At 36.5% G+C, this 18,133-nt stretch carries 16 protein-coding genes; 6 read left to right on the top strand and 10 right to left on the bottom strand.

Annotated elements, in window-relative coordinates:
• Positions 1-21: 21 nt before the first annotated feature.
• From AABK36_RS07960 to AABK36_RS07915, 10 genes are all read right to left on the bottom strand, one after another.
• Positions 22-1,293, bottom strand: coding sequence for a bifunctional folylpolyglutamate synthase/dihydrofolate synthase (locus tag AABK36_RS07960; RefSeq protein WP_309939309.1), 1,272 nt, complete (start codon positions 1,291-1,293; stop codon positions 22-24).
• On the bottom strand, positions 1,293-2,207 hold the full coding sequence (locus AABK36_RS07955) for a hypothetical protein (protein ID WP_309939308.1): 915 nt from the start codon (positions 2,205-2,207) through the stop codon (positions 1,293-1,295). Before AABK36_RS07955 ends, AABK36_RS07960 begins: the two co-directional genes overlap by 1 nt.
• Before the next feature lie 25 nt (positions 2,208-2,232).
• Entirely contained in the window at positions 2,233-2,625 is a 393-nt protein-coding gene (locus tag AABK36_RS07950) for an ExbD/TolR family protein (RefSeq protein WP_309939307.1), read from the bottom strand.
• A gap of 2 nt (positions 2,626-2,627) precedes the next feature.
• Entirely contained in the window at positions 2,628-3,308 is a 681-nt protein-coding gene (locus AABK36_RS07945) for a MotA/TolQ/ExbB proton channel family protein (protein WP_309939306.1), read from the bottom strand.
• Between the two features lie 100 nt (positions 3,309-3,408).
• Positions 3,409-4,560, bottom strand: a complete 1,152-nt coding sequence (locus tag AABK36_RS07940) for an SPOR domain-containing protein (RefSeq protein ID WP_309939304.1) — start codon at positions 4,558-4,560, stop codon at positions 3,409-3,411.
• 105 nt (positions 4,561-4,665) lie between these two features.
• Positions 4,666-6,306, bottom strand: coding sequence for an oligogalacturonate-specific porin KdgM family protein (locus AABK36_RS07935; protein ID WP_309939303.1), 1,641 nt, complete (start codon positions 6,304-6,306; stop codon positions 4,666-4,668).
• Positions 6,307-6,371: 65 nt separating this feature from the next.
• On the bottom strand, positions 6,372-9,440 hold the full coding sequence (locus AABK36_RS07930) for a tetratricopeptide repeat protein (protein WP_309939302.1): 3,069 nt from the start codon (positions 9,438-9,440) through the stop codon (positions 6,372-6,374).
• A 45-nt stretch (positions 9,441-9,485) separates the two neighbouring features.
• Entirely contained in the window at positions 9,486-10,514 is a 1,029-nt protein-coding gene (gene holA, locus AABK36_RS07925) for a DNA polymerase III subunit delta (protein ID WP_309939300.1), read from the bottom strand.
• 160 nt (positions 10,515-10,674) lie between these two features.
• Positions 10,675-11,679, bottom strand: a complete 1,005-nt coding sequence (gene gap / locus AABK36_RS07920) for a type I glyceraldehyde-3-phosphate dehydrogenase (protein WP_309939299.1) — start codon at positions 11,677-11,679, stop codon at positions 10,675-10,677.
• 473 nt (positions 11,680-12,152) lie between these two features.
• Positions 12,153-12,764, bottom strand: a complete 612-nt coding sequence (locus tag AABK36_RS07915) for a histidine phosphatase family protein (protein ID WP_309939298.1) — start codon at positions 12,762-12,764, stop codon at positions 12,153-12,155.
• A gap of 185 nt (positions 12,765-12,949) precedes the next feature.
• Between AABK36_RS07915 and AABK36_RS07910 the strand changes: the two genes are divergently transcribed.
• The 6 genes from AABK36_RS07910 to bioD all read left to right on the top strand — a co-directional run bounded on the left by AABK36_RS07910 (position 12,950) and on the right by bioD (position 17,900).
• Positions 12,950-13,165, top strand: a complete 216-nt coding sequence (locus tag AABK36_RS07910; RefSeq protein WP_309939297.1) for a DUF2905 domain-containing protein — start codon at positions 12,950-12,952, stop codon at positions 13,163-13,165.
• Positions 13,166-13,216: 51 nt separating this feature from the next.
• Positions 13,217-14,521 (top strand): adenosylmethionine--8-amino-7-oxononanoate transaminase, encoded by a 1,305-nt coding sequence (bioA, locus tag AABK36_RS07905; protein ID WP_309939296.1) that lies wholly within the window; start codon positions 13,217-13,219, stop codon positions 14,519-14,521.
• Positions 14,522-14,531: 10 nt separating this feature from the next.
• On the top strand, positions 14,532-15,680 hold the full coding sequence (locus AABK36_RS07900) for an aminotransferase class I/II-fold pyridoxal phosphate-dependent enzyme (RefSeq protein ID WP_309939295.1): 1,149 nt from the start codon (positions 14,532-14,534) through the stop codon (positions 15,678-15,680).
• Positions 15,677-16,345 (top strand): DUF452 family protein, encoded by a 669-nt coding sequence (locus AABK36_RS07895; protein ID WP_309939294.1) that lies wholly within the window; start codon positions 15,677-15,679, stop codon positions 16,343-16,345. Before AABK36_RS07900 ends, AABK36_RS07895 begins: the two co-directional genes overlap by 4 nt.
• A gap of 93 nt (positions 16,346-16,438) precedes the next feature.
• The gene (gene bioC, locus AABK36_RS07890) at positions 16,439-17,194 is read left to right on the top strand and encodes a malonyl-ACP O-methyltransferase BioC (RefSeq protein WP_309939292.1); all 756 of its coding nucleotides are present in this window, start codon (positions 16,439-16,441) and stop codon (positions 17,192-17,194) included.
• Complete coding sequence (gene bioD / locus AABK36_RS07885; protein WP_309939290.1) at positions 17,187-17,900, top strand: dethiobiotin synthase; 714 nt, start codon at positions 17,187-17,189, stop codon at positions 17,898-17,900. Before bioC ends, bioD begins: the two co-directional genes overlap by 8 nt.
• Positions 17,901-18,133 lie beyond the last annotated feature (233 nt).

Below are 18,133 nucleotides of genomic sequence, written 5' to 3'. Positions count from 1 at the left end.
GTATAAACTCACAATCTAATGTTATAAATTCTTTATTTCTGCCACAACAAATGTACTCCCTCCCACGAATATCAAATCATCTTTATTTGCTTTGCTCTTGGCTATAGCGATAGCATCATTCACATTGCTAATAGACTCTCCTGTCAATCCAGTTTCTTTTGCAAGCCTAGCCAACGCATCAGCCTTTATAGCTCTTGGGGAGTTTTCAGCCATGCAAAAATAAAATGAAGCATCTTTAGGCAATAAATTGAGTATAGATACTACATCCTTATCATCAACCATCCCCCAGACGATATGAAGTTTATTTTTAACTTTATGGCGAATTTGATCCATCAAAAGCCTCACTCCGTCCTCATTATGCCCAGTATCGCATATAATTTCTGGTTCGCTTCCAATTTGCTGCCATCTGCCTTTAAGACCTGTGTTCAAAACAATATTCTTCAAGCCATTTTCAATATCGCGATTGCTAATTTTGGGAAATTTAGCCATAAGAAACTGTTCAACTAACGCCAATACTCCAAGCGCATTATTTTGCTGGTAATTCCCATGAAGCCCTAATTCAAACTTTAAATTGTCATTGTAAACAAATCGACCGTCAGCTGCTTTTTCCAACTTCGCCGATTTGTCAGCGAATAAAATCTCACTTCCACAATTTTCAGCTTTGGATTTAAACACTTTTTCAACTTCACTTTGCGTTTGGGAAACAATAACTGGAACCTTCGGCTTGATAATACCTGCCTTTTCAGCTGCAATTTTCTCAAGCGTATCGCCCAATAATGCCTGATGATCTTTGCTAATGTTGGTGATAAGACATGTCTCAGGAGTAATAATATTAGTTGAATCCAACCGACCTCCAAGTCCTACTTCTATGACAGCAACATCAACCTTTTGAAGATCAAAATACTGAAAAGCCATGCCAACAGTCATCTCAAAAAAGGAAGGCATCACTTCTTCAATCAGTGATTTATGGTTTTCAACAAATGAAACTACTGCTTCTTGTGAAATCTCTTTGCCATTGATTTTAATTCTTTCTGTAAACTCCTTTAAATGCGGAGATGTATACAAGCCAACCTTATATCCAGCCTCTTGCAGGATTGATGCTATCATATGCGAAGAACTACCTTTTCCATTAGTTCCCGCGACATGAATTGTCTTGAAATTATTTTGGGGATTTCCTAATCCTTCACACAACCGGATAGTATTATCCATATCCGTCTTATACGCGGCTTTGCCTTCGCGTTGATACATAGGCAAAGCATTGTATAAGAAATCAACCGCTTCGTTGTAATTCATTAATTTGTTCGAATAATAAATGTTATTTTACCCACAGACACAGGAGGCGCAATGCCTTGTCCTTCTGTCTGGCTGAAAGTCAAGCTCTCCACCTCTCGCTTATAAATTTGCTCAACTGCTGATGAAACCGTTTTCTCTAAAGTAATTACAGAAATCACCTCTCCCGAATCATCGATTTTAATTTGAAATACGACCTTACCATTCTCAGGCGAGTTATCATCAGGCTTCGGCTCAAAATCCCAATTCCACCCTGATAAGTCCAGCGAGGCTCCACTCATATTTCCATTGCCTGAATGCTTACTGTAAAGCAAAGGCTTCTTCTCATTTTTCTTGCTTTCCTCATTCCCAACAGCTCCTGGAGTATTATCATTTCCATTTCCTTCTTCAGCATCAGCAGTCTCTTGGCTTGGATAAGTCAACGCTGGCTTCGTAGAATTGCTTGATTTAGGTTGCTCTTCAACAACTTCCTGAACTGCTTCGCTGGAATTTGAAGCTGAGCTTTCAACCTCTTCAACGGAAGAATCTGAATCATCCTCAACTGTTTCAACGATTTCCTCAACCTCAGATGTCAAATCTTCAACATCGCTAATATCCTCGCTTTGTTGAGCCTCGACATTTTCAGCTAGAGCGGTCTCCTCCACTACCTCCTCTACAGTTTCCGAATTATCCAACTCTTCGATAATTTCTTCAACTACCTCTGATTTCGCCGCAGCTTCAGTGACGGGCTTTTCAGGGGATTTATTTCCTTGCCCTGTTTCAGTAAAACCAAAACTCATCTCTATACCATATACAGGCAAAGGAGGGTCTGGCGCTTCCCATACTTTAATATACCATACCAATAAAAGAATCAGAGATGTAATCACAAATGTAATCACAGCGCTTTTTCTCTCATTTTTTTTCTGTTCTTTCTCCAATAGCTTCCATGTTTTAATTTAAAAACTATTTTTCAGGCTTTGCCGCTACTGATACTTTAGCATCCAAAGATGTAGCTATTCCTGCTACTTTCACAAAGTACTTGGTAGGAACAGCCTCATCAATATGCAATGTCACACTTCCGCCACTTCCTTTCAAAGCTTTTGCCAAATCCGACTCAATAGATTTCAAACTCGAAGCCTTGTCATTTACCGCAAATTTCAAATCCTTGGTTATCGTAACGCTGACATTCTGAATAGCAACTTTAGGCTTTTTCGCGGAAGGCAAGCTTACCGGCAAACCTGAAGGCGTAATAAAAGATGATGTCAACATAAAAAAAATCAGCAACAAGAAAATTATATCCGTCATGGACGACATGCTGAAACTGGCATCCACTTTATGTTTTGATTCCAATCCCATAACTATCTGACATTTTGTGGTTCTTGCAACAAATCAATAAAATCCACCGATGTGTACTCCATTCTATGCACAAGCTTAGAAACCCTCGTCACTAAATAGTTATATGCCAAATACGCAACAATACCAATAAACAAACCAACCGCTGTCGTAATCATAGCTTCATAAATACCAGAAGACAACATTTTAGGGCTTACCTGTCCTTCCTCTTGGGCAATTGCGATAAATGCTTGAATCATACCGGTTACCGTACCTAAAAAACCTATCATTGGAGCTGCCCCAGCAATTGTGGCCAACAATGACAGATTCTTCTCCAACCTATAAATCTCAACTTTGCCCACATTTTCGATAGATGCTTCAATCGTTTTCAATGGACTGCCGATTCTAGAAATCCCTTTTTCAACCATTCGTGCCAAAGGAGATTTAATTTGAGCACAAAAATTCCTCGCCCCATTCAAGTCACCTCTTTCTATCAACTGCCTTACTTGTTCATTGAAATTATTAGGAACTTTCGCCGCCGCTTTAAGCGTAAAAATTCTTTCGAAAAATATATAGATCGCAGCCACAAGCAACAATGCCAATGGCACAACCATATACCCTCCCTTCATCAACAAATCAATAAGTGAAATGGACTCTTTAACCGCCACTTCCGTACTTTCCTGAAATGCGCTCAATAGTGTTGTCATACAAAATTTGCTTTAAAAGTTTAATAACTATCTTTCTCTAAACAAACAGAGATAGTCTTTATGACTATCCCTGCATTCTTAGGCTTACGCCTCTATTCAATTAATATCTTACTACCCAACTATTAGCGGAGTAATTTGCTTTGTAATGCTCCAAAGAAGATTCAGCCGATGGTAAATTTTGATATCTCGCCAATGAAACTCTATAGAACTTGACTTTATTTCCTGGGTTAATAATATAAACTCCCTTGCCCCCATCTACTAATTTATCAGCATAGTCTTTTGCCAAATCCTCATCGACAAAACTATTGACAATAACATAGTACTTTCCTGATCGACCATCAATGTACTCAATTTGACCTGCTGAAGGCGTCTCGGCATTCTCATCAATCACAGACTCTGTATAAGTCGGTTCTTCCACAGACTCAGAGACAGGTTCTTCAACAACCTCTTCTTGTGGTTCAGCTACTTCATTCTGATCAGGATCTTCTTGCACTTCATCAACCACGATTTCCTCAGTTGCTCCATCACCTTCACTAACTGGCTCTTCTGCAATTTGCTCTTCTTGAGGTGCTTCTTCATCGCCAGACAATAAATACCAAGCTACACCTCCTCCAAGCAATAATACAGCTAACACAACAGCAATTATCACAGTATTATTGCTTCCTTTCTTTTCCTCGTTCCCACCATCATCAGTCGTGCTACCTGCACTTCCCATTGGCTGATTAGCATTTTCATTATTGCCATCATTTGCGTCTGAATTAGTGCCAGAATCTTGATAATTATTTGAAGAACTATAATCTCCATAAGAAGAGCCTGAAGAACTTCCATAATCATTCGACGAAGATGAACCGGAAGAAAAGTAATCATTCGACTTGTTAGTCTCTCCATCATTTGAAGAAGAATAGTCATTATTGCTATTTGAAAAATAATCGTTTTTGGAAGACGAATCTTGCCCGTAGTTTGAAGAGCCAAAATCGTTTCCTGATGAATAGCCGTAATCATTTGAAGAACTGCTACCGTCATTTGATGAATAAGAACTGTTAGACGAATAATCGCCATAACTACTTGAACCACTATTCCACTGATAAGAATCGTTACTTCCGCTACCACTTTCCTGACTTGATGAATAGCTGTTGTCCGACGAACTTGTTTTGCCAGGCACCTCTGGCAAACCAAAATTATCTTGATCCAAATCGCTTTGTGCTTTCTTCTCGTTGTGTCCTTTATCGTTTAAAAATTCGTTTTGACTCATGTGTTTATTGTTTTGACAGGTGATTACAAAAATTCATTCTCTAATATTATGGCTCAAAATTAAACCAATTTTTCAAGCTTTCTTATTTATAACATTAAAATAATATTAAAAAGAATAAGAAACGCCACCCAGAAACTGTACTCCTCTTGTTGGATAATATAAGAAATAAGGATTCTTCTGACCTATTATATTATCTATCTCCACAAAAGCTCCCCACTTTTCATTTATCGAATAATCCGCTTTTAAATCCAAATTTAAAATCGTCTTCAAATCTTCTATTTCTCCATTTTCATCCAATGCCTTTATTCCTCCAAGCACTCCAAAAGCAGCACCCAGCCTCAGCTGATCATTCACCTTAAATCCAAAATCAGACGCTAAAGTATATGCTGGCCTATGCCAAGCTTCTTCCAAATTTTTAGTTTTATAGCTATTGTAATCAAACCTAAATGCTAAACTATACAAATCAGCTTTTTTGAACCTTGTAGCGACAAATACATTCATTTGTTGTGTAGTTCCATTATCATAGACCACATTCATCCTGGACCTATCCAATGAATCATTCACAAAAAAGTATTGATTGTCAATACCAGAGACAGAAACTCCTCCCTCGAACTCCATATATGAATTTACTTTCATCACGGCGCTTGCATGTATATCGAACATCGTTGATGAATTCTGCAAATTTGCCATTGTGCTCAAAAATGGATTTTCCTTGGTCAATTCGGCATATGTATTGACATTCAAGCCACTGTTGAAACCAGTGGATAACGTCACTTTTTCATTTAGCTTATACTCAAAATTCGCAAAAGGGTAAATTGCCAATTGCGAGATTGGTCCAATAGTATCGTTTTGCGAGAAAAAGCTAAGACCTATATCCAATGTCCAACGATCAGGCGAGTAAGTCAAAACGGGCTTAACATTAACAGCAGTTCTATCACGATCATAAAACTCATTGGAATAATTGGACATGATCATCTGCCCAAAAATATCAAACCTCCATTTATCATCAATTAAATACCCTCCATTCAGATCAACAACTAAATTATTTTCTTTTGAAGTAAACTTATCACTGACAAGATCATAGCTCAAGCCAACACCATACACAAACTTTTCCTGCTCTGCATTCTCCAATCTGACTTGTGCTCCAAAACGATTATAAACTTGCTTGATAGAATCTGCAGAAGGAATTTCTTGCTCAGCATCATATCCATAATAATACAGTCCATTTCTTCCATAATTCAACTTAGCATCCACATTAACCACTTTGCCGAAATACTGTCCGAATAAGGCAATATCACTTGAGCTTTCGCCTGAATTCTTCCCATCCACAGGCCCTTGAACGAAAGATCTGTGATTCGCATGAACACCCCAATTATATTCTTTGCTCGCTTGATTTGCTAAAAAACCTTCAAAATAAGGACTTGTGTAATTACCAAAACCTAATCTTAAATAATTGGATGTATAATTTGGCACTCCTTCATTTTTGATTTTCAACATTCTAATCCTTGGATTATACTCTGGAAAATCAATCTCAAAATCCTGAACATCGTATTCAAATGTCTTTTTCTCAGATGTCAAATCCGGTTGAGGAGGAATTTTATCAAACCTTCTTGAAGCTTTTTCAAGGCTATTGACTCTTTCTTTGACAATTTCAAACTGCGAGTCTTGAAGAACTTCAACAGATTCATCTCCCAAACTCTCATCGGTATCAGATTGAGCATTCGCTATATTTGCAAATCCAATCATGATCAAAAATATATATGCAATTGAATATTTCATATCCTAAATCTAATAATAAAAAATGCTCAAATTTATTCTACAATACTATGCAACGAATCAACATCGACCATTTCCATTCCTGAAGAATCTTGAGACGATATCGTTTCTTCCTCCAAAACAGAGATCTTTTTCATACGCTCTTTGGCTCCATTCACTACTTCTTCAACCGGCGATTTATCAATAATCGACTGCAAAGTGGCTTTCGCCTGAAAAAGCTCATCGGACTCAATATAATTATCGGCAATCAGCAAAAATGCTTTGCTCAACCAGTATTCATATACTCCAAAGTTCTTGCTTAAATCATAAAGCGTTTGAATCGATTGCTCATATTGACCTCTTTTATGAAATACTTCAGCCAATAAATATTGTGCTTCAGCGCCATTAGCATCCTTTGCCGTATTCATCGTAATGATAAATTGATCCATAGCTTCATCTTCCAAGCCTTTGCCTAGCGCGGCTTTGCCTATATATAGGTTAGCCATATTTGTAGCATTTGCAGACACAGCTACTTTATCTATGATCTCATGAGCATAGTAATCTACAGAATCATATTTTTCTAATTCATAATATGACTTGACCATCATCGACCAAGCTTTAAATTGATCTTTTTTCGATCTCGCAATACCCGAGTAGTGCTTCGAGGCTTGAACAGCCTTCTCGTATTCTTTTTGAGTAAAATGTATTTCTGACACTTTACTCAAGGCCTTAGGCAAATACCTGTTTTTAGAATCCTCAATTACATCATTAAACCATTTCACAGCATTTTCATCATCTCGCAACCTATAATATGAATCCGCCAAATAATACTTAGCATCCACTAGATATGGACTATTTGGATAATCGATCAAATAATTTGACAGCGACTTAGATGCTTGATGATATTGTTGATCAAAATAAAGCGATTTCGCTGACTCATATGCAACATTTTCAACCGTTTCGCTATCTGGATTCGCTTCCTTGTATTTAGCTATATAGGCGTCCAGCTCGTTCTGCTTACCTGCTTTGCTCAATGCTTCCTGCAATCCCAACAATGCACTATTTGCATTGGAAGACGTTGGGTATTCATCTATCACAACCTTATACTCTTCAACAGCTTTCGAGTAATTACCTAAATTTGAATATGAAATCGCTTTACGCTCATATGCAAATGGCATTAACAAGCTTTCGGGAGCATCTTCTATCAATTGATCCAACAACTTCAACGAAGCTTGGCTATTACCCGCCACTGATTCAAAAACCGCCAATTGGTACAAAGCATCATCATAATACCTCGACTTTGGTTCAACCTCTAAAACTTTATCAAAATATGCTCTAGATGAAGACAAATCCTTTTCTATACCACTGATCATCCCCAACTGGAAATAAGCATAATCTGTATCTGGATTTTTTTCTTGAACAGACTTTTTATAATTATCTATCGCATATACATATGCTTTCTGGACATAATAGCAATCCGCAAGTCTCATCAAAGCATCTGCGGAATGCTTATTGGAAGCATTGCTTTCCACATACCTTTTAAAATAAGGCAAAGCTAAATTATATTTCTCTTCATTGAAATAAGCGTAACCTAATCCATAATAGCTTAAATTCTTAAATTCATGCGTGTCAGAAGCCAATGTCTGTATTTGCAAATAATGATCCTTTGCATCGGCATATCTTTTAGCTATAGAATAAGCTTCTCCCATCCAATAATGAGCCTGAATCACAAGTTCATGATTTATTGGATACTTCAACGATTTTTTAAAGAAACCTACGGAAGATTTTAATTTGCCTTGATTAAATAACTGAACGCCCCTGCTAAATGTCACTTGCTGGAAATCCTTTTTCATCTTAGATGATTTGTATGACAAACTTTCCAAGTGCTCAACAGCCGCTTTAAAATCATTCGACCTTAAATATGCTTCTCCAATCAATTGGTCTAATTCTTCTACATATTGCGATTCCGGAAACTCTTCCTTAAACTTTCGCATTGACACCACTGCATCTTCATACTTCTCTAGCTCCATGCATAACCTAGAGTGATTATAAGCAGCCTCTTCTTTCATCTCATCATTAAATGAAGTCTTCTGAGCCTTATCATAAGCGCTTAAGGCAAAAGGCTTTCGATCATCTTTCACATAGATTCCTCCAAGGTAATACGAAGCATAATATCCTAGAGAATCCTCCACCAAGGCAACTTTTTTAAAGTTGTCTTCAGCTTTATCCAATCGATCCAATTTCATATTAGCCAAAGCAGCTCTGTACAACACATCTGCTTTAGGAGATTTTTTCACTTTCGTATATTCCTCAAAATAACGAGAAGCATTTTCATAATCCCCCATTTCAAAATATGATTCAGCGACCAATAATTTTATTTCATCATTGTTCACTACTTTTGATCGCTTATTTTTCGCAAAAGGCTCAGCATATTCAACTAATTGTCTATAATCCTTTTGCTTATAATAAATATTAGAGATAAAATAAGGGACCTGAGCGGAATAAATATCTGTCTTTCCTGCTGCTTTTAAATCCCTAAGTGCTCTATCGTATTTTTCTTGTTTGTAATGAATATATCCAGAATAATAATAAGCCGCATATTTGTATTTATTATCCGACAATTTCAATCGATTAAACATCGGCAATGCATCGTCAAATCTTTGCTCCAAAAAATAGGAATAAGAAAGCCAAAACAGGTAGTCATTCTTTTGACTTTCATTCAATGCATATTGATCCACTTTTTCCAAATGATCAACAGCTTCGTCGTACTTTTTCCTTTTGAAATAATAACCACCTAAATCAAAATACGCCAATGAAGCATATCCGCTTCCTTCGTGCTTCTTAGCATATGCTTCAATAAGGTTTCCGCCATCAGCATTTTCCAAATACAAAGCGCAAACGGCAATAAAATACTCAGCTTCGTCAATTTCCAATTGACTTGCATTTTTTTCATTATCTAAAAAAGACTGAAACTGAAATCTAGCTGATGCGTATTTTTGTCTTTCAAACAAATGTTTTCCTTTATCTAGCGAGATGTTTTCATCCCTCTGTGAAAGCGTACTCTGCGCTTGAGCTCCAAATGTGGATCCGAAAAGGGCTAAAAAGCACAATATTTTCTTATTCATAAAAATTATAATCGACGATTAAACAGATAAAATTATATCATAATATCAGTGAAGAATCTTGAACAGCAACTCCTTTAATATTTCCCCTTCAGGTTGCACAGGAGAGTCTACACCCTTGACTTTCAAGTCAGCTTCTTTAAGATATTTTATAATATACACAATTTTTTTGATACTATAATTATTTGAAGCAAATCTATACTCTTTTAGTATAAAGGGATGCACGCCTAACAACTGGCTCAATCCTTTTTCACTTTTATCAGCGCTATGGTGAATCAAGAGCAATTTAGAAAAATAAGCATAAAGCACTGAAATAATGGCGATCAAAGAATGTTCCTTCGGGTTAGAAGCGAAATAAGCGACAATTCTATTCGCTTTGACTACATCCTTTATTCCAATAGCTTTTTGAAATTCAAAGATATTATACTCTTTGCTTATACCTATATATTCCTGAATAAGTTCGGAGTTGATTGATTTGTCTTGTCCTTGCCCAATATTCACAAGCACTTTTTCAATTTCATTGGTCAAACGACTCAAGTCATTCCCTATATTTTCAGCCAAAACATGACATGACTCTTGATCAATTCCCACATTTTTAGAACGAACATATTTCCCTATCCACTCAGGCAGTTTATTGTCATAAATCTTTTTAGCTGTCATATGGACAGCATTTTTATCAATCGCCTTCCAAAGTTTTTTGCGTTTATCTAACTGCTTGTGCTTATAGCAAAATACAAGAATTGTAGTGTCAACAATATTGTTTAGATACTGGGTCAATGCCTCAGTTGGACCTTCCCTATTCCAGTCCGACATCTCTTGAGCCTCTTTCACTATCACGACTTGCCTGTCCGACATCATTGGAAATCTACGAGCTTGAGACAATACTTTATCCATATTGGCATCTCTGCCATACATGATCATCTGGTTAAAACCTTTCTGAGCTTCTTCCAAAGCATTCTCTTCAATAAACTCGCTGACCTGGTCAATAAAATAATCTTCCTCGCCTTGCAAAAAATATACCGGAGCGTATTTGTTAGCTCTCAATGACCTAATGATCGATTCTGAAGTTTCCGACATTCTAAAATTCTAATTACACCCACAAAAACAGGCCAAAAATATAAATTAATTTCTCCTCTTCCTAAAGCTTGGAATTAAAAACTAATGAGCATTGAATTTCTTTAAAATGCAAAAAAGCCGGCTATCAGCCGGCTTTTAAAATCTTCTATTTTATCAAAAATTAGATTGTTGCCATGTGGCTCAACAAATCCAATACTTTGTTAGAGTAACCCCACTCATTGTCATACCAAGATACAACTTTAACGAAGTTATCATTCAAAGCGATACCAGCTTTAGCGTCAAAGATTGAAGTTCTTGGATCTGTAACGAAGTCTTGAGATACTAGATCTTCTTCAACATACCCTAAGATTCCGTTCAATTCATTCTCAGAAGCTTCTTTCATAGCTGCTTTGATCTCTTCGTAAGAAGCGCCTTTCTCCAAACGAACTGTCAAGTCAACTACTGATACGTCAGCAGTAGGAACTCTGAAAGCCATACCTGTAAGCTTGCCATTCAACGCAGGAATAACTTTACCTACAGCTTTAGCAGCACCAGTTGAAGAAGGGATAATGTTGTTAAGAGCAGATCTTCCACCTCTCCAGTCTTTCATTGAAGGACCATCTACAGTCTTTTGAGTAGCTGTAGTCGCGTGAACAGTAGTCATCAAACCTTCAAGGATACCATACTTGTCGTTCAATACTTTAGCAACAGGAGCCAAGCAGTTAGTAGTACAAGAAGCATTAGAAACAATAGTGTCTTCAGCTGTCAATGACTCATGATTTACTCCCATTACGAACATTGGAGTGTCATCTTTAGAAGGAGCAGACATAACTACTTTCTTAGCACCAGCAGTGATATGCTTTTGAGCAGTCTCTTTAGTCAAGAACAAACCAGTTGATTCAACTACATATTCCGCACCAATCTCATCCCACTTCAAATCTTCTGGATTTCTCTCAGCTGAAACTCTGATAGTAGTTCCATTAACAACCAAGTTTCCGTTTTCCACAGATACTTCGCCGTCAAATCTTCCATGAACAGAGTCATACTTAAGCATATATGCAATGTAGTCAACATCCAAAAGGTCGTTGATACCTACAACTTCGATATTCTCTCTTGTTTGTGCTGCGCGGAAAACCAATCTACCGATTCTCCCGAATCCGTTAATACCTACTTTAATTTTAGACATCAGTTTCAATACTTAATTATGTTATAAAAATATTAACATTACAAAATTACTATTCAATTCGATAAATACAACCCAAATAGGTCTTCAATTTTTATGATTTGCATCATGTATTGCATATGCAATATCTATAATTCCTAAACACAGAAATTGTTCCTATTGAAACACACTTATTTGCCTCACCAGCACTTTTTCAAAAAATCCTTTTATAACTCATCTAAAAAAGCACAAAAAACAATATATCATATTTCATTCGCTTGCTTTGAATTTAGCTTAGCATACAACAAACTTTGAGATCAAAACACTTATATTCAAAATTTAACGGAACAAAAAAAGAGGCTTCAATCAAGCCTCTAAACATTGAAAAATAAAAATATCCTTTCCTAGTATAAAAAATTACATATTCAATTACTACAACGGAACATGCAACAAAATGATTCTGCTAAGAAGTTACCTTTTTATTAAATTCTCATTACTTACAGATGATCTGTATTATTAAACTCTTCCAAAGTATACTTCTCTGCCTTTGGATCATAACTGATGATTGACAAACCTGTATTCACAGACCCCAAGTTTTTCATTTCAATCATATTTAGATCTTGCATCCAACAAAGCATGATTCTAATTGCCCTGCTATGCATGCATACCAAAGCATTATTGAAATTCATCCCCAAAATATCCGAAAAAGCTTCTTGCTGTCTTTTCATAACATCATAAGGCCCTTCGCCTCCTTCAGGCTTAAGATTCAAAAAGCCGTCATTCCATTTGTTCATCAATTCAACTGCGGAACCTTCTTCTCCATTCCCAGCTTGCTTGCCTTCAAACTCACCATAATTCATTTCATCAAGTCCTGAAAACTGGTACCATTGCAATCCATCTTTCAAAAAACCATCAACTGTCTGATGAGTTCGTTTCAACGTTGATGTAAAACACACGTCGAAATCAAAAGCCTTGTATTTATTATAAAATGAATCAGCCTGCTCCCTGCCCTTTTCATTCAAATCAGCATCGATTTTTCGACCCTGCACTATTCCATTGTGATTGTAAGCAGTCTCTCCATGCCTGATCACATATAATTTCTTTATCATGCTAATTATAATTTTTTCGCTGTCTCGTCATCTTTTTCACCTCAAAACAACGTTTGAATTTGCATGAAAATATAAATTGCAGAGATAAATAAAAAAAATTATCAATAAAAGAGCCTTTGCATTGACCACAAAGCAAAATCACAATCTCAAGCTAACAATATCCTCAAAGTATCGTAACATAGGCTATGGCAAAAACATTGATAATTATTGGTATTCTATTAATAATAGCGGGTCTAACCTTCTACATACCAGGATTTAATATTTGGAACTGGCTTGGAAGACTCCCAGGTGACTTTAGCTACAAATCCAAAAACATGCAATTCTATTTCCCATTAGGAACAAGCATATTATTAAGCATTCTTCTAAGCGCAATTTTCTGGATAATATCAAAAATCAGTTAACCATGATGCAGGCCTATGTTGTATAATCTTTGATTTTACTATTTTTACGCCATGCAAAATGATGTAAATTCAAATTTGAGTAGCTGGACAGACAAGCTCAGCTTTGACAAAGAGCACCTTTGGCATCCTTACACGTCGTTCAATAATCCGCTCCCTGTATTCCCTGTGGAAAAAGCAACTGGCTGTGAGATTCACCTCGCCACAGGAGAAATCCTCATCGATGGCATGAGTTCTTGGTGGGCAGCTATCCATGGATATAACGTTCCTGAAATAAACAAATGCTTGGAAAAACAAATCACAAGCATGAGCCATGTTATGTTTGGCGGCCTTACTCACTCGCCAGCGATAGAACTAGGCCAAAAACTTTTAGAAATTCTTCCTGAAGGGCTCGAAAAGATCTTTTATGCCGATTCAGGATCGGTCTCGATAGAAGTAGCTATCAAAATGGCTATGCAATATTTCTATACTTTAGGGAAGCCTGAAAAAAGCAAGCTGTTAACGGTTAAATCGGGATATCACGGTGACACATATCATGCGATGTCAGTTTGCGACCCTGTAAATGGCATGCACCATATATTCAAGAACACCTTGCCTATTCATTATTTTGCTCCTTCGCCTAATATAAAGCCGGAAGAAGAATGGAATAATGAAGAAATGGATGAAATTGAAAGCATTCTCAAAGCTGAAAGCCATAATATTTGCGCTATAATTATTGAGCCTATAGTGCAAGGCGCAGGAGGAATGAGATTTTATCATCCCGAATACCTAAACCAATTAAGGAAACTCTGCGACAGTTACGACATATTATTAATATTCGATGAGATCGCTACAGGCTTTGGGCGCACAGGCGAACTATTCGCGACCAACCACACACAAATTGCTCCTGATATCCTATGCCTTGGCAAAGCGCTTACTGGAGGATATATGACTATGGCTTGCACTGTAGCCAATCATAAAGTAGCATCGACAATCAGCAATGGAGAGCCGGGAGTCTTCATGCATGGTCCGACATTCATGGGCAATCCCTTGGCTTGCTCAGCGGCGATAGCCAGCATCAATCTACTGCTTTCTTCCCCTTGGCAAGACAGAGTAAAAAAGATTTCAAATCAACTCAAATCAGAACTGCAAAAATGCTCAAATTTGAATTCCGTAAAAGAAGTCAGAGTTTTGGGAGCTATAGGCGTAGTTGAAATGCATGAAAATGTAAACATGGAAATCTTGCAAAAGAGATTTGTTGAAATGGGCGTATGGATTAGGCCTTTCAATAAACTTATTTACATCATGCCTCCATTTACAATTTCGGAAGAGCAACTGACCAAGCTTACACAAGCGATTTATCATGTAGCCAAATCCTAACCATAAACTTATGCCTCACAATAACATTGACTTATACAGCGAGCAACTTGATTTTCTGCGAAATGAAAATCAATACAGAGTTCTTAAATCATCGACTGGATATAATTTCATCAATTTCTCAAGCAATGATTATTTAGGTATTTCCACCAATAAAGTTTTGCTTAAAGAGTTTCTGTCCAAAACCGATTTAGATAAAACTCAATTTGGCTCTTGCGCTTCAAGACTGATGACTGGGAATTATGAAGAATATTTTCAGCTTGAAGAGCTAATTGCCAAAGCGTATAATAAAGAAAACGTTCTTTTTTTCAATAGTGGCTACCATGCGAATATTGGTATATTGCCTGCTATCAGCAAAAAAGGTGATCTGATAATCAGCGACAAACTAAACCACGCAAGTATCATTGATGGCTTAAAACTATCTCCAGCAGATTTCACCAGGTATCGACATAATGACATCGAACATTTAAAATCAATACTCGAGAAAAAGGCTCATTTATACAACAATATTTTTATTGTTACGGAAAGCATCTTCAGCATGGATGGGGATATAGCCCCTTTAAAAGAATTGGTAGAGTTAAAAAAGAGGTTTGAAACATTCTTATATGTTGACGAAGCGCATGCTTTGGGGACTCATGGCAAGAAAGGCTTGGGAATTTGCGAAGCGCTAGGCATCATTGACGATGTGGATTTCATTGTGGGAACTTTTGGCAAAACCATGAATTCCATCGGAGCTTACGTAGCCTGCTCAAGAGTTTTCAAGGAATATCTGGTTAATAGCATGAGGTCTTTTATCTATACGACTTCCTTGCCTCCTATCAATATCAAATGGAACTTGCATGTTTTTCCATATATCATGCAAGCTGACAAAGAACGAGAAGCCCTCTTCAATAATATTAAACTTTTAAAAGAACTGATGAGCTACTCGGGGCTTTCAATTCCATCTGAAACCCAAATACTGCCTATCATTATTGGAGACAGTGGCAAAACGATTCAACTATCCGACTATCTATTCAAAAAAGGATTTATTATTATGCCTGTAAGACCTCCTACAGTGCCTAAAAACTCCTCGAGGCTTAGAATTTCTATGAGCGCTTCTCATACAGAAAACGAAATAAAATCCTTAACTTCAAACCTACTTGACTGCGATTTACAACAATGACAACTAATTGGATAACAAAAGACTCGAACAACTTAATCATCTTCTTTAACGGATGGGGCATGGATATTTCTCCATTCAAGCATCTGCATTCCAATGATTTTGATCTATTGCATATATTCGATTACAGTGATTCCAATCATCAAGACATGATTGATGAAAGAAGAATAAATGAGTATAAAAATGTAGTGTTAATCAGCTGGTCATTAGGCGTTTGGAAATCAAACCAATTCCTTAACCATAACAAAGGCGTTCGTTGTGATAAAAAAATCGCTATCAATGGCACACTTCAACCTATTAATGATCAATTTGGGATTCCTGAAAAAATATTCTTAGGAACTTTGGAAAATCTGAATGAAAGGAATCTTCTTAAATTCAGAAAAAGAATGTGCTTCAAATCACCGGGTGAAACCTTTTTTTTCGAGCATTTGCCAACAAGAGAATTTGAAAATGTAAAAACAGAATTAAAAGAACTCTTTGACGATATCAAATCTGAAAGCAACGTATTTGCAAACTTTGATAAAGCAGTAATTTCCGAAAACGACTTAATCATTCCCTCAAACAATCAACATTCATTTTGGGATGGAAAAACAGATATCATAACGCTAAATGACTCCCACTACCCATTTCATTTATGGAAGAGTTGGGATGAAATTGCCTTATTATAATTTTTATAAATTTCAATTAGCAAAGTTTGTCCAATTATCAATTTCATGTTTAACTTTGCCTCGACAAATCAATAGAAGTGTGCAGTGGAGATCATGAACAAAGAACTTGTCAAAGAAAGATTCGACAAAAGCTTAAAGACTTACGACAGCAATGCCAAAATTCAAAAAAGCATCGCTTCCAAACTATTCAAGCTATCTCAAGATCATTTTTCTGTAACTAATCAAACAATCTTTGAAATAGGCTGTGGAACAGGATTCTTAACTAGAGAGATCATGAACAAAGCCCCCAAGCATATCTTTGCTAATGATTTAAACCCCAATGCTATTTTTTCACTTTTAAGCAAAATGTCCAATGAAGAAAAAAGTAAAATCGATTTTTTATCAGGTGATATCGAAAAGATAGACTTCCCTGCCAATACCAATTCGATATTTTCAGCATCCACCATTCAATGGATTACTGACATTCGAGCTTTCGCGGAAAAACTGCACCATTCAACCGATAAACAAGCAACAATCGCAATTTCATCATTTGGGAACAAGAACCTTTATGAAATAAAAGAAATTACAGGAGCTGGCTTAACTTATGATACTAGCAAACTTCTTGATGCTTTTAAAAAACATTTCGACATACTTCACTTTGAAGAAGAAACCAAGTGCATTTATTTTCAATCACCCATTGACATACTGCGTCACTTGAAACTAACCGGGGTCAACGGGATCAGCAAAACAACTTGGAACAAATCATCTCTTCAAAACTTCCAAAGAAAATATAGCCAATATCAATCCGACAAAGGGTACACATTGACTTACAATCCACTTTATATCATAGGAAAAAAGAAAAATGTTTAATAATACAATCTTCATCACAGGCATAGACACTGATTCAGGCAAGAGTATTGTCACAGGACTGTTTGCAAAATGGCTGTTAAGCCAAAATATCAATGTCATCACACAGAAAATCATTCAAACGGGGTGCGACACAAGCAAAGTAGCTGAAGATATTGTTGCTCATAGAGAAATCATGAATGTCGACTTATTCAAAGAAGACTTGGACAAGACAACAAACCCTATAGTTTTCAAGCATCCCGCCTCCCCTCATTTATCCGCCGCTCTTGAAGGCAAAACTGTGGATATTTCTAAAATAGAAGAATCAAACAAAACTCTGGAAGATTCATACGAGATTGTTCTTTTAGAAGGCGCTGGAGGATTGATGGTGCCAATCACCGAAGATTTCACAACGCTTGATTTTATCGAAAAACACAAAATACCCACATTAATCGTATCCAGTTCAAAACTCGGAAGCATAAACCACACTCTAATGAGCTTGGATGTATGCACAACCAGAAACATACCAATCATAGGACTAGCTTACAACGAATTTCCTGCTAACGACCCTATCATTCTTAAGGATTCCGTAAAAATATTTGAAAGATACCTTGCCAAGTACAATATACCATCAACCATAATTTCCATTCCTGAAATTAAAAGTAAGCATTCAAGTTCAATTATTGATTTTTCAAGCACACTTCAAAATTACTACGATCTAAAAAAATAGAATTAAATCAATTTATCCCTTCATTATTTTTTATGCTCACTCATATTTTCAAGGTTTAATTTAATAAATCAAATCACTATACTTGCATATTAGTAAACATTGACATACTTTTACTTTCACAATATAATTAGAGCAAACTAATATACATTTCGTCATTTAAAACAAAATAATATCAAAACACAGGAATTAATTTAATTCAAATAATATTTTTCATCATTACACTTTTTAAAACT

The organism is Aureibacter tunicatorum (assembly GCF_036492635.1).
In the GTDB taxonomy this organism is placed as follows: Bacteria; Bacteroidota; Bacteroidia; order Cytophagales; family Cyclobacteriaceae; genus Aureibacter; species Aureibacter tunicatorum.
This window is presented reverse-complemented; position numbering and strand designations above follow the sequence as displayed.

What these genes read in the sequence shown, in the direction of transcription:
- AABK36_RS07940 (WP_309939304.1), bottom strand. Translation starts at nt 4,560, where the DNA reads ATGAGTCAAAACGAATTTTTAAACGATAAAGGACACAACGAGAAGAAA.
- AABK36_RS07930 (WP_309939302.1), bottom strand. Translation starts at nt 9,440, where the DNA reads ATGAATAAGAAAATATTGTGCTTTTTAGCCCTTTTCGGATCCACATTT.
- gap (WP_309939299.1), bottom strand. Translation starts at nt 11,679, where the DNA reads ATGTCTAAAATTAAAGTAGGTATTAACGGATTCGGGAGAATCGGTAGA.
- AABK36_RS07945 (WP_309939306.1), bottom strand. Translation starts at nt 3,308, where the DNA reads ATGACAACACTATTGAGCGCATTTCAGGAAAGTACGGAAGTGGCGGTT.
- AABK36_RS07950 (WP_309939307.1), bottom strand. Translation starts at nt 2,625, where the DNA reads ATGGGATTGGAATCAAAACATAAAGTGGATGCCAGTTTCAGCATGTCG.
- holA (WP_309939300.1), bottom strand. Translation starts at nt 10,514, where the DNA reads ATGTCGGAAACTTCAGAATCGATCATTAGGTCATTGAGAGCTAACAAA.
- AABK36_RS07900 (WP_309939295.1), top strand. Translation starts at nt 14,532, where the DNA reads ATGCCTCACAATAACATTGACTTATACAGCGAGCAACTTGATTTTCTG.
- AABK36_RS07895 (WP_309939294.1), top strand. Translation starts at nt 15,677, where the DNA reads ATGACAACTAATTGGATAACAAAAGACTCGAACAACTTAATCATCTTC.
- AABK36_RS07910 (WP_309939297.1), top strand. Translation starts at nt 12,950, where the DNA reads ATGGCAAAAACATTGATAATTATTGGTATTCTATTAATAATAGCGGGT.
- AABK36_RS07915 (WP_309939298.1), bottom strand. Translation starts at nt 12,764, where the DNA reads ATGATAAAGAAATTATATGTGATCAGGCATGGAGAGACTGCTTACAAT.
- bioA (WP_309939296.1), top strand. Translation starts at nt 13,217, where the DNA reads ATGCAAAATGATGTAAATTCAAATTTGAGTAGCTGGACAGACAAGCTC.
- bioC (WP_309939292.1), top strand. Translation starts at nt 16,439, where the DNA reads ATGAACAAAGAACTTGTCAAAGAAAGATTCGACAAAAGCTTAAAGACT.
- bioD (WP_309939290.1), top strand. Translation starts at nt 17,187, where the DNA reads ATGTTTAATAATACAATCTTCATCACAGGCATAGACACTGATTCAGGC.
- AABK36_RS07935 (WP_309939303.1), bottom strand. Translation starts at nt 6,306, where the DNA reads ATGATTGGATTTGCAAATATAGCGAATGCTCAATCTGATACCGATGAG.
- AABK36_RS07960 (WP_309939309.1), bottom strand. Translation starts at nt 1,293, where the DNA reads ATGAATTACAACGAAGCGGTTGATTTCTTATACAATGCTTTGCCTATG.